The organism is Brumicola pallidula DSM 14239 = ACAM 615 (assembly GCF_000428905.1).
Lineage (GTDB): Bacteria > Pseudomonadota > Gammaproteobacteria > Enterobacterales > Alteromonadaceae > Glaciecola > Glaciecola pallidula.
The window spans coordinates 305697-318431 of sequence record NZ_KE386814.1 but is presented as its reverse complement, the minus strand read 5'-3'; the positions used below and the strand labels follow the sequence as shown (position 1 = coordinate 318431).

The following is a 12735-nucleotide window of genomic DNA, read 5'->3' as shown; positions in this document are numbered from 1 at the left end:
CGTTTCTTATAAGTCGGCCTTTACAATGGGTCGTAAATAGCCGCTTCAGAAACGCTGACTAAACTCCCTTTTGGCGCCTGCAAAACCAATCTGCAGTTGTTCCAGTCAAATGGCATTTGGTATAAGGTATTTTTGGCATACTGTATTTGCACATTGAATTTACCGCAGCGCAATTCAGTGAAACTCACCGGATTATCTATATCTATTTTGAATACTCGGCGCGACAAGTAATGCGTAAAAAGTTCCGTGCCATCAATTTTAACCGTCGTAGCAATCGGCTCGCCTGAGGTTAGCTTGGCCATCACTTGTTCTACTGTAGCGGCTAGATCAGGCAATAAGCCCTCGCTAAACTCACTTCCACTTAAGTCACTGTGTTGAACTAACGCTTGACGATATTGATTATTTTCAGCATATAATTTGAATAAGCTTGCTTTAATTTTGCTATTTAGCTTTTGGGTTTTTTCAGCTCTTGGATTATCTTTAAGCGCATTTTCAAGCGCTATGATTTTATCTTGATCACTTCCTTTGGTCTTTTCCAAATAAGTAAACTTGACCAAAGACAATTGACGATTTTCAGAAAATCGAATAATGTTTGCTTTATCCATGATCGTCAGCATCTCACCTAGTTCTTCGTACTTCCCATCTTTCAATAATGTGCGCATATTCAGATACATATTAGCAAAGCTTCGGCGCATCAGTGGTTCGGGGAATTTGTTGGTGAGCTTTGTTAATGTGAAAGTAAATGTGCGTTGCAGATTTTTCTGGGTGATCGCAACACCGTGTACTTTTGCAGGTTCAAACTCCCAATCATCAAAATTTTTCTCTATAAGCGTTTCAAAAATTTCAAGACCGCTGATCCGATTGTAACGCAAATTGACCGGACTTCCCTGCTCGTTAACGTCGAAACTGACTTCAACGTAACCCTCAACATTGTTACGTCTGGCTGAACTGGGATAAGACATGTCGAATGATTGGATCACCTTACTAGGCTTATAAATAACGGCATCTTGTTGTAAGTCGATGATATTTTCAGATGCGGTGTTGGCAAAGACAATCGCTGATTGGCTGATAGCAGCAATCAGCAGGAGACGAGCAAAAAATGTTTTCATATATTCCTTTATATTTAGCAACGCTTTTAGAAGGCCGAAACTACCTTCAGTATTTTCGGTCTGCAAGCGTCGAGTGCATGTTGCAATTGAAACTCAAAAAAAACATCTTCTTCCAGATCCAATGTTTTCTCCAACTCTATTAATGTTGAATACAGCCGTGGGCTAGCTATTATTTCGGCAGCTTCTACACTCAAGATACTCACTTCTTCAACAGTTTTCCACTCATTTAGAAGTAACTCTACTATGCCACTATCCTTTCTATTTGCAAGCCCTACTAACGCCTCTCCTCTGATCTCACTATCTTCGTCAGACGTGCCTTTGAGTAGTGCCTGTCGGATTTCAGGTGAATCAGACGCAATTTGTGTACCCAGCCCAAACATCGCCCAATTCCTTGTGTCTATATCTTCATCGCAAGATAACAACACCATGACATCAATAGCCTCGGTTGATTCCTGACCTAACAAGGCAAAGACAACGCCATTGCGAATTTCTGTACTGGGGCTTTGCGCAAACTTAATGACGTGAGCAATCGCTTTTTCATCACAGCGGTGACCCAGTGCAATACAAGCACAATAAACAACGGTATCAACCTTATCCTGAAGGGCCGATATTAATAAATTAACACTGAGATCTAAAAAAGTTTTATCGCGCCAACCTAATTGGCCTAAAATATCTGCACCTACTCCTCGGTCCAGAGGATCATGGCTGTTTAAATAAGTTTTTCCTAACTGAAATTCCTCTTCACCGCCCCGATAATGAACAAGTCCGAGGTTAGTGTCCCAGTTATTTTGCTCAATTCCGCTTCTGTATCTTTCAACGACTGAGACACTGCTTTCACTTTTATTTTCATACTTTAAATCAAAACGAGTTTTTACCAAGATTAACTACCTTGCAACTGCTGAGCAAAAAAGTAGTCTAGCATCGCCATCATATTCTTAAATAAAGGGTTAGGTTTCGGGACCGCACAGCGCTCGCTAATGTTAAGTTGAGTTTTATCTATTTTGAAACCCACCATCGTAATGTTGCTCATCACCAAGTCTTGGTGGCAGGTGTCGTATGACTCCGCAATGGTTAGCACTTGATGGTTACCTTCGATCCTTTCCAGTAAATCCTCAACACCATAGTAGGGAGCAGTAATGTCGGCCAGTGAATGCGCAACAAAAATAGGCTTTAAAACTGTTGTTTGTACTAATAAATCGCGGACCTCAAAAATAACATCGGCAAACGTCAACGCGGCATAACCGGCAACATCTGGATAACGGTAAGGGTTTGGCCCCGTGCTAACAAAATCACCATCAACTATTTTTGCAATCCACTTCATACCCCAAATTTTAGCTAAATTTTCTGCACTATCGGATAAGGCTAAGGCAGCAGAGAACAGCAACAAACCATCAACCTCATCGGGGTGCAGTAACAGATACCTAGTAGCAAACGTACCGCCCGTTGAAAAGCCACCAATGTAGGTTATTTCTGAATATGGACGGACAAGGCTCATGATACTGTCGACGTGCGAATACCAGCGTTGTTGCAAATTAGGATCGCGCATATCGCTTGCCGCATTGCGTTTTCCATTCCCAGGCATTAATGGTGCAACTACAGTGAATCCGCTGTTATTAAGGTGCTCCGCTATTGAACGAATAAAAAAAGGCGAGTCTGATAAGCCATGAAACAACACAACAATAGGAGCTATTTGTCTTTTACCGTTCGCGCCAGAGCGGCCTTTAGAATATAAAATGAAAGGTGAATTACCCTCATTTCTAAGTGCGCTGGAACACACTTTGTATTCATACAATCCGATGTTGTCTTCGCAAGATCTAACACTGCCTAATTCGGCTTCATATAATGTAGAAAAGTCCTCGAAAAGTTGGAGGGGTAAAGCAAGTCGATTTGATTCAAGTTGTTGACCTTGAACTGACCATACACAAAGCAACATAAGGGGAACTAGGGCTCTGGTTTTAAAACGTTTGAATATAGCAATTTTAGCGATACCACCGTCCATCAATTCTCGTTCCTTTAAATCAAGCGCTGTTCACCAATGATGTTTACCAATGATGTTTATTCAATGCTGCTTTTTCAATGCTGCTTTTTCAATGCTGCTTTTTCAATGCTGCTTTTTCAATGCAATACCGAGTCTACGGCATTTTATGCTTTGCAAAAACAAAAAAGCACTGTTTTTCAACATGTGCCTTTGTACTCTATGTATTTCTTATGATTTGGTTTACTTAAACACCTTGAAGATAAGCTTCCAGCTCGTCACTTCCGCCAATCCGTTTACCGCCAATAAATACTTGTGGAACGGTATCATAACCAGACACCGCCTTTAATGAGGCTAAAGTGGCTTGTGTGCCTAATATAATTTCTTCATATTCATAGCCTGCATCTTTGAGCAAGGTTTTCGCTTTTTCACAGAACGGACAGTTCGGCTTGGTAAACAATGAGACGTCCTCTGGCACTTTGATTCCCGGCGCTAAGTAAGTAAGCATCGTATCGGCGTCAGACACTTCAAACGGGTCACCCGGCACGTTTGGTTCGATGAACATCTTTTCTACTATGCCATCGTTTACTAACATCGAATAGCGCCAGCTTCTTTTGCCAAAACCAATATCACTTTTATCCACCAGCATTTCCATACCGGCAGTAAATTCACCATTGCCATCAGGAATAACGGTAATATTTTCAGCTTCTTGATCTGCTAACCATGCATTCATAACAAATGTATCATTAACTGCCATACAACAAACTTCATCCACACCTAACTTCTTGAAGGTGCTAGCCAATTGATTGTAGCGTGGCAAATGAGTTGATGAACATGTCGGGGTAAACGCACCAGGAAGCGAAAATAACACTACCTTTTTACCCGCGAAGAGTGTTTTTGACGACATTTTACTCCAGTCATCTCCACTCCTCATTGGCCAAGTAACGTCGGGGACTTGCTTGCCTTCATGATTTGGTAAACTTGTTGGTTGAGCCATTTTAATTCTCTATTTAGGGTATTGAGTTACATGCGTAAATATTAATAGATATTCGCAATAATGTCAGTATAAGAGTAACTTTTATTAGCTGATATCGCATATGCAATTCGCTATAGGAGAATTTGGTTGGCTGACAACTTAGTAATCTTTATACCAATCTGAAAGGGTAAACTATGATAATTTTAGTCGGTGGTGAGAAAGGTGGCAGCGGTAAAAGTTGCATAGCACAGAACCTTGCTACTTATCTGGCAGTGGAGAAAGTGGCAACTGTGCTGCTGGTTGACTGTGATATACAAGGAACAACAGCTGATTGGACACAAGTGAGAAACAACAATCTGAATGCGCTACCAATTGATTGCGTGCAACTTAATGGCAAGATTCGAAATCATTTATTAGGTTACAACAGCCAATATCAATTTGTAATTGTCGATTGTGGTGCACAAGATTTATTGGCTTTACGTTCAACCCTCTCGACAGCTCACGTTGCGCTGTTACCCATGCGCCCTAAGCGTCGAGATTTAAAAACACTTGTTCATTTAGATGAAATGGTCAATAGTTGCAAACTGGTGAATCAACAATTACAAGCGCATATTGTGTTTACCCAATGTCCGTCGCAACCTAAGCAACAATCGCGTATTAGCAATGCCAAGCAAACAGCGAGTTTATATGACATTCCTATTGCAGCCGATATTTTGCATGAACGTCATATTTACGATGATAGCGAGGCATCGGGATTATCTGTCATCGAAAGTGAGCCTAAGGGCAAGGCAGCAGACGAACTACGCAATTTGTTTTCTGATGTTATTCGGCAGCATAGTGCACAATCACCAGAATTCAGCGTGCACTATGCATAGCGACTTATCAACATGGTATGTGTTTATACACTCACTGCGTATTAGTTTTTAAGTCTTCTAAGTGGTATTTATCAATCAACGAATAAAGCGTTGGTCTTGTCACCCCAAGCAACTCAGCTGTTTTAGAGATGTTTTGTTCTGACTGATGATAGGCTCGTCTAATGGCTTTGCTTTCAGCTTGCTCGCGCACTTCACGCAAATTCAGCACCATAGCTTCTGATTCTTTTACCTTTGCAACCAAACCCAGATCATCAGCGTTAATAACAGTACCTTCTGCCAACACGACTGCTGATTTTAATTTATTTTGTAACTCACGAATGTTGCCAGGCCAAGAATGCCTTAACATCGCCTCAATTGCTTCATCACTAAAGCCATTGGTTTTGGCTCCATATTCTTCTTTATATTGATTCAAGAAGATTTTTGCCAGTAACACCACATCATCATCACGGTCACGCAACGGTGGGATGGAAATAATAATTTCCCCTACCCGGTAAAACAAATCTTCGCGGAAGGTTTCTTCTTTAACCATATTTTGTAAGTCACGATGGGTTGCGCAGACAACTCGAATATCCACCGGTATCTCACTTCTTCCGCCGACTCGCTCTATTACTCGCTCTTGCAAGAAACGCAGCATTTTGGCCTGTAAACCTAAGGGCATATCACCAATTTCATCTAAAAATAAAGTGCCCCCTTGCGCTGTTTCGATCTTCCCTGGCGTTGTCTTATTGGCTCCGGTAAATGCACCTTTTTCGTATCCAAACAACTCACTCTCAAGTAAGTTCTCAGGAATTGATGCACAGTTAATCGCAACAAAAGGTTGTGTTTTGCGAGTGCTATGCTCATGTATACTTCTAGCAAATACTTCCTTACCGGTACCACTTTCACCTAATAATAGGGCGGTAATATCCGTCAGTGCAATTTTCTCAGCTTTGCGGCTAATAGCTTGAATAGCCTCACTATTGCCCATAATGCGGCCCATAGAAGGGGTAGACAGCGTTAACAGCCGGTTTTCGTTCTCTAGTTCAGCTAAATTTAACGCACGCTTAATGAGGATGTTGATAGTGTCGGAATCAATGGGTTTTTGATAAAAGTCGTAGGCACCCATGCTGATCGCTTTGAGCGCATTTTCTTTTTCATTATTGCCCGTCACCACAATCACTTTTGTGCGTGGCGATAATGTCATAATTTCCTGTAAGGTTTTTAAGCCTTCAGAGGCATTAGCGGGATCCGGAGGTAAGCCTAAGTCAAGTGTAACGACGGCAGGTTCAAATCTTCTAAGCTGAGCGACTGCTGAGCTACGGTCTGCCGCAAAAACAGTATCAAATTCAGACAATGCCCATTTGAGTTGTTTTTGAATGCCTATGTCATCATCTACTACTAGTACTCTATCCATCATAGCCCCTTGTGTTAATCCGTCACGGGTATACTTAGTGTAAATACCGTTCCTTGGCCAATTTCACTTTCAACAGCAATGATACCGCCAGTTTCTTCGATATAATTCTTAGCATCATATGCGCCGATGCCCATTCCCGCATTCCCTTTGGTGGTATCAAAAGGCTTAAATAGTCGGGTGTCAATAAACTCTGCAGACATCCCCTCTCCTGTATCAATAATCTTGACCACAATATAGTGGTGACCATTCATGTTAGTCATTGAGGCATTAATAACAACGCTACCATCATCTTTCGTTGCCTGCTGAGCATTACTGATCAGATGATACATGACATTAGCAAATTTTTCGGCATCTATTTGCACTAGCAGTGAAGACTTGCAATCTACTATCGGCAAGGGCAGAAAGCTTTGACAGCGTTGCTCAACCACACTGTGTAAAATACGAGCAATGTCGGTTTGTAGTTGTCGCTGACCCTGTGTGGTTTTCTTTTCGGTTAATTGCTTGAGCATATTATCCATTCGGCTTTTAGTATACTCAAGTGTCTCAAACGTATCATCAATAAATTCAGGATTAGATTTATGTTGCTTAGCGTTGGCAAGGATCAGGTCAATTTGTGCCATCACGTTTTTTAGATCATGTAATACGAAGGCTGACATGCGACTGAAAGCAGCAAATTGTGCGTTTTCAGCCAATGCCTGGGCTCCTTCAAACTGAAAAATATAGTTAGAAACCTGTGCCGTTACTGCGTTAATATAATCTCTTAATTCCCAGTTCAGTGGCTTTACATGTTCGCTTTCTGCATCCAGTAGCGCCATTCCCCATAATTTTTCTTGCCTAAATATAGGAACGATAAGCTGGTAGTCAAATGTATCCATAAAATAGCTTTTATCGCTAAGTTCTTCGTATTGGTGAGGTTTGACTCGCAACTCTCCAATGTCAATTATCCACGCTTTTTGGTCGAAAAAGGACTGCAATAGCCCCATTTTCACTAATTCATATTCACGACCCGTTCCGGCATTGATCTTCGCGACTTGTTGCCAACCATTTTTATTCAATTTAAGTAACACGCCACTTTCGTATTCAACCGCTTGCAGCATGCCGTTAAGCGAGGTTTGATAAACTTCATTCAAACTTACTTGTTGTTCACTTAAAACCTCGGTTAACTTTACCCATTCAACCCTGTAATCAAACTGATTAGCGTAGAAATGCTTAGTAATAAATACTTTAATTTTGGTACGAAAATTATGTGATAAAAATAAGCTGACTAACAAAATTAGCGATATACCAACAAGTACAAACTGCACAGGATAACTCCAAGAGCCACCCAAAAATTTGACCAAATAACCGACCAAAGCCATCAAGAACAGGTAGCCCCCCGCAACCAACAACAGGGTACTATGCAGCACGACGTCTCGACTTACAAAAATCGCAACCCCCCAATAACTGATGCGACGAATAGCAAGGATCAAAAATGGCAGCAGTGCTACGTATATGTAACCTCTGGCGTACACATAATTTTCGCCAATTTGGTTAATCATAGTGGCGTTTGCATATGTCACAAAATCAAATAAACTCAATGCACCTAAGTACAATACCAAGGGTTTGTAAGCCCATTTTTGTTCACCGGCCTGTCGATACACTAACTCCAACACGATGAGCATTTGCAATGCGATTAAGGTGTGCAGTGAATATTGCCATAAGTATGGTACGGTTGACGATGCGCCAGTAATAATGGCTATCGTCGGCAAAACTAATAATGATAAGGTAATGGGGCGAACAACAATTTCTTTGAATGAGCTGAAATCAGAGCGTAAACAAGAGGCAAGAAATAACACCCACACCCACTGACGAACAGCGTCAGCGGTAAAGAAGTGACTGATGTGGCTTTGCCAGCCCAACAAGCTAATATTACTCACAGCCCACAAGCAAGTGGTCAACGTTGCGGCTACTAAAAGGTATTTAGCAATACCCGATTTACGTCCTGTAAAAAGCAATAGTAACAGCGCAAAGTAGCCTAGCGCTGCAATTGCATATCCTAAGTCGGAGAACATTATCGTTTTTGTACTAACAAGCTACCAATTGAATAGCCTGCGCCAAAAGAACAAAGGATACCGAAGTCGCCTTTCACTAAGTCTTTATTGTAAAGATTAAACGCAATAACTGAGCCCGCAGAAGCAGTATTGGCATAACGGTCTAGGACAATTGGTGCTTCTTCGAGCGTTGCTACCCTGCCCAACAAACGTTTACTTATCAGCGTATTCATATTGATGTTGGCTTGATGTAACCACCAACGCGTTAGATCTTCAGGCATTAAGTCATGTTTAGCTAAATGCGCTCTAATGTGCTCAGCAGCTAATGGACAGACGTCTTTGAATACTTTACGGCCCTCTTGATTAAATAACTTATCTGCACCATAAGGGTCAGTGTCGTTGGCTCGGTTTAAATAACCATGGTTGGAGCGGATGTTGCTAGAAAATTGAGTAAAAGCTTTGGTTGATAGCACATTGAATGCGTTGTCACTGGTCACTGTATCTTCGCCTTCAAGAATGATGGCTGTTGCCACGTCACCAAAAATAAAGTGGCTGTCGCGATCAGTATAGTTAACTTGAGGTGAGACTAATTCAGGATTAATCACTAACACTGTTTTAGCCGTCTGCGCTTTTATCATTTCATAAGCGCGGTGCATGCCAAAGGTTGCCGCAGAGCAAGCTACTAGCATATCAAAACCAAAGCCCTTAATTCCCAACTCCGCTTGTACTTCAATAGCAATTGCCGGATATGAACGCTGCACGTATGCACAAGACACGATAACGGCGTCAATATCATCTGCCGTCTTGTTGGCCGCTTTCATTGCTTTTTTAGCCGCAGCAACAGCAATTTCAGCTTGATTGGAAATTTGGTCGTCACTACGCTCTGCGATAATAGGGCGCATACGATTAATATCAAGAACTCCATCTTTTTCATAAATATAACGGCTTTTGATACCCGACGCTTTTTCAACAAATTCAGCACTTGAATGGGGCTTTGCTTCTATCTCGCCCGCCGCTATTTTATCTGCGTTTTGCGCATTAAACTTATCTGAATAAGCGTTGTAACTATTGATAAGTTCTTCATTAGTAATGCTATGTTTTGGTGTCCACAATCCGCTACCACTCATAACCACTTGCTGTGTCATGTGTTCTGCCTTTTATTTTGCGCTTTTATTTTTTGCATAATCTTAGCGCTTTATTACATTTTTGTCATTATTGCATAAACGAAATTGAATACAACGCCAGCATTCTATTTAAGCATCAACAAAAAAGCGCAAGCCCTTGTTAAAAGGTTGCGCTTCTTTTTAGCTCTTTTGGCTTTTGTAGCGTGTCTTATCTAGTTTGGTGTAACTTGATAAACACTCACCGTGCCGCTAACTTCGTTGCCCACAATAATCAAAGCCTCACCTGTTGCGCTGTCTTCACTTGCCACAAACAAGATACTTTCTGGAGCAAGGTCACCAATCACATCATCGACAGTGCTGCCCTCAGTTAAATCACGATTAATCACGTAATCAGCAAAAAACGCATCAAACGGATTGGTGACATCATAGACGAATATGCCACTCATTCTTTCAGTACCGATAAACGCGTAAGTGCGTTCGCCGATTGTTCCAACCGTTAAGGCTTCAGGCTCAGGACCTTTGTTTTCGGAACGCGAGTCACCTGCGTTTTTATCGTTGTCATTATTGAATTTGGCACCGTGTACAGACGCCGAAATACGTTCTAAGTCATCACCAGAATCAAATACGACAAGACCGTTCTGATCCCAAATAGTAAATGAGCGAGCGCCGTAGGTATAAGCTGATTCATATTCACCATTCCCGTCAGTATCGCCCAACACGCTAGTTACGCGCAAGTCATCCAAACGACCGTCCATTTGTAAGGTTTCTAAAGCAGAACCTGCTTGTGCAGTTAGGTCTTTTAACTTAACTTCATCTGAATAAGATAAACAACCATCATCGACGTCGTATGACTGCCCCATAGCAGCTGTGCATGCTGCTTCGTCAGCAACATCAAAGAAATATTCTCTTGCGTCGCCTTCGTTCGCAGTTACTAGGAAAGTCGCTCCTTTCCACTCGTAATTAGAAATAGTGTCTGGCATGTAAACGCCATTCAAGCCTTCATATTTAGCAAAACTGACTGCGCCGTTTTCTTGGCCGTCAAAGTTTAAGCCAGACCAGCTCTTACTACCCAAACCGATAACTTGTATGGATAGATCTTCAAGATCTAATATTGCTAAACCATTGTTTTCTTGCAAAGTGATGTAGGCTTTACTGTTTGTTGTTGAAACATATTCTGGCTCAAGGTCTTGCGCTACCGTAATGGTAATCGCGTTACCATTGATGGTTGAGCCCGTTGGATTAGGAAAGTGCATACCTTGAGCTTCTAAATCAGCTTGGGTTCCATTGAGACTGGTAAAAGTGACCGTTTCAGCTGTTTCTTCTGGCTCGCCGTTCGCAAGAATATCAATGACTGATATTGTACCTTCGGGGTCAATTGAATAGTCGCCATTAGGCTCGCCCTCATTCGCCACAATTAGCTTTCCACCGTCTGGCGTAAATGCAATAGAGTCCGGCAGAGCGCCTACTTCAATACTGTCCAAAAACGCGGGTGCACTGTTGTCTAAACCATTGTAAAAAAGAATAAAACCATTATCTGTTTTCGTTGCCGCTGACATTGCTACTGCTAATAAATTACCCGAGATCGCGATGCTGGTAACACCACCTAGAGGCGCTGTTCCTAAAGTTGCTGGCAAGTTAATAGATGATGTCGTCAAATTAATAGAGTTAATCGGGTTGCTTAGTTCTGTGGATGTTATTGATGCCGCAGAGATTATGGCAATACTATTATTTGCCGAATTGGTCGCGTAAATAGTTTGAGTTGCTTTGTGATATTGAACAATTTCCGCTGCACCTTGTGCGCCAAGAGATGCTCTAGCGACTAGAGACAAGGAAACGCCGACTGACGCATCTTGTCCGTTTTGGCCATCTTGGCCGTCGTTACCATCGCCGCCATCAATGCCTGGATCGCCTTGTGGACCTTGAGTACCGACGTCACCGATGTCTCCATCATCGCCGTCTAATCCACATCCGGTCAGTACAAAACCCATAGCAATAGCTAATAGGCTAATCTTAAATTTTGACTGTAACATCTGTTGTTCCCTCAAATTTTTATTATATTAAAAGACGATACCACTAAATAGATTGTCTGTTCAATCACAACATAGCATGATTGTGCTCGTGATCTTGGCCTATGCCTTGGCTAAATGAGGCCCCGATAAATGACGCCCTGATAAATGAGCCCTTGATAATGAGCTTAGTAGAAGCTCTTCGCAAATTGTCTTAAAAAGTCAAACTCGTCGCTCATATTTACAAATCATCACGACAAATCATCACGGCAAATCATAATGACAAACCATCATGACACTTTCATGACGACAATATGCTTTACTCGTTTAAAAAATATCAACAGGTTGAGGAAGTAGCGGCGCTACAAGCTTACCAACATGCCGAAAAAGCTGAATACGAGTAGTTCCACTGCGCCAAGCAAGTCCAATGTCTCTGAAGGCATTGTCTTCTGCTGGCAAACTAACCACATTTGTGGCATTGAGTATATTTTGTTGCAATGCCATTTCAGGCAGAAAGGTATAACCCATTTCGCTATTAACTAGTGCTACCAGGGTATGTAAACTATTCGCAGTCAATGAACTGACTTGTTCTTTGTGTTTCAAACCGCAAGCACTCACCGCATGCTCTGTCAAACAATGTTCTTTTTGTAATAAAAAGATACTGTCTTTGGGTAACGAATCAACTGAAGGCGCTACTTTTAGGTCTTTAGCACTATTTTTGTGCGCTATTAAATGAAATGGGTCATGACCTAAAATGAGTTGACGACAACCAGGTGTTTGCATTGGTAGCGCAAGGATCAGTAAATCGAGTTCGCCATCATTCAGACTGCCAAGTAAGTTGTCGGTAGTATCTTCATGCAATTGCAGTTTGATATCTGGCAAATTAGCATGAATTATTCGAATAAGGCCTTCAAATAGAAAAGGTGCAATGGTGGGGATGACGCCTAATCTAAGCGTGCCTGACTTCCAATCACCCGCGGACTCAGCAAATTCCATCCATTCATGTGTTTGGCTGAGTAAGAGTTTACTTTTTTCGACCAGCGCTTCACCGAAATCGGTAAAAATAAAGTTTTTGTGTTCTCGCTCTAGCAATTGCTGACCAATGCCATCTTCAAGATTTTGCACCGCAGCGCTTAAGGTTGACTGACTGACGTTACATTTTTCGGCAGCTCGGTGAAAGTGCTGCTCTTTATGCAGCACCGTTAGATAATGTAGGTGTTTTAAATTGGGTAGTTTCATTTGGGTAG

Annotated in this window: 10 protein-coding genes; 1 reads left to right on the top strand and 9 read right to left on the bottom strand. The window is 41.8% G+C overall.

Annotated elements, in window-relative coordinates; translation table 11 throughout:
- Nucleotides 1-20 precede the first annotated feature (20 nt).
- The 4 genes from G399_RS0112280 to G399_RS0112260 all read right to left on the bottom strand — a co-directional run bounded on the left by G399_RS0112280 (nt 21) and on the right by G399_RS0112260 (nt 4081).
- The gene (locus G399_RS0112280; RefSeq protein WP_006015581.1) at nt 21-1109 is read right to left on the bottom strand and encodes an energy transducer TonB; all 1089 of its coding nucleotides are present in this window, start codon (nt 1107-1109) and stop codon (nt 21-23) included.
- A gap of 26 nt (nt 1110-1135) precedes the next feature.
- A complete protein-coding gene (locus G399_RS0112275; protein ID WP_006015578.1) occupies nt 1136-1987 on the bottom strand; it encodes a hypothetical protein in 852 nt (283 codons plus the stop codon).
- Between the two features lie 2 nt (nt 1988-1989).
- Nucleotides 1990-3108 carry an alpha/beta hydrolase gene (locus G399_RS0112270; RefSeq protein WP_006015574.1) on the bottom strand — a complete coding sequence of 373 codons (1119 nt, stop codon included), beginning with the start codon at nt 3106-3108 and terminating at the stop codon, nt 1990-1992.
- A 223-nt stretch (nt 3109-3331) separates the two neighbouring features.
- Nucleotides 3332-4081, bottom strand: coding sequence for a glutathione peroxidase (locus G399_RS0112260; protein ID WP_006015570.1), 750 nt, complete (start codon nt 4079-4081; stop codon nt 3332-3334).
- 173 nt (nt 4082-4254) lie between these two features.
- Here G399_RS0112260 and G399_RS0112255 point away from each other — a divergent pair, with 173 nt between their 5' ends.
- Nucleotides 4255-4935: an AAA family ATPase gene (locus G399_RS0112255; protein WP_006015568.1), complete on the top strand. Its 681-nt coding sequence runs from the start codon at nt 4255-4257 to the stop codon at nt 4933-4935.
- A 31-nt stretch (nt 4936-4966) separates the two neighbouring features.
- Here the strand turns inward: G399_RS0112255 and prsR are convergent, their stop codons facing one another.
- From prsR to G399_RS0112230, 5 genes are all read right to left on the bottom strand, one after another.
- Nucleotides 4967-6331, bottom strand: coding sequence for a PEP-CTERM-box response regulator transcription factor (gene prsR / locus G399_RS0112250; protein WP_006015566.1), 1365 nt, complete (start codon nt 6329-6331; stop codon nt 4967-4969).
- Between the two features lie 11 nt (nt 6332-6342).
- Nucleotides 6343-8379, bottom strand: coding sequence for an XrtA/PEP-CTERM system histidine kinase PrsK (prsK, locus tag G399_RS0112245; RefSeq protein WP_006015564.1), 2037 nt, complete (start codon nt 8377-8379; stop codon nt 6343-6345).
- On the bottom strand, nt 8379-9503 hold the full coding sequence (locus tag G399_RS0112240) for a beta-ketoacyl-ACP synthase III (RefSeq protein ID WP_006015562.1): 1125 nt from the start codon (nt 9501-9503) through the stop codon (nt 8379-8381). The genes prsK and G399_RS0112240 overlap by 1 nt, the downstream gene beginning before the upstream one ends.
- A 191-nt stretch (nt 9504-9694) precedes the next feature.
- Nucleotides 9695-11512 carry a choice-of-anchor I family protein gene (locus G399_RS0112235; protein ID WP_006015560.1) on the bottom strand — a complete coding sequence of 606 codons (1818 nt, stop codon included), beginning with the start codon at nt 11510-11512 and terminating at the stop codon, nt 9695-9697.
- Nucleotides 11513-11815: 303 nt separating this feature from the next.
- Nucleotides 11816-12727, bottom strand: a complete 912-nt coding sequence (locus G399_RS0112230; RefSeq protein ID WP_006015558.1) for a hydrogen peroxide-inducible genes activator — start codon at nt 12725-12727, stop codon at nt 11816-11818.
- Nucleotides 12728-12735 lie beyond the last annotated feature (8 nt).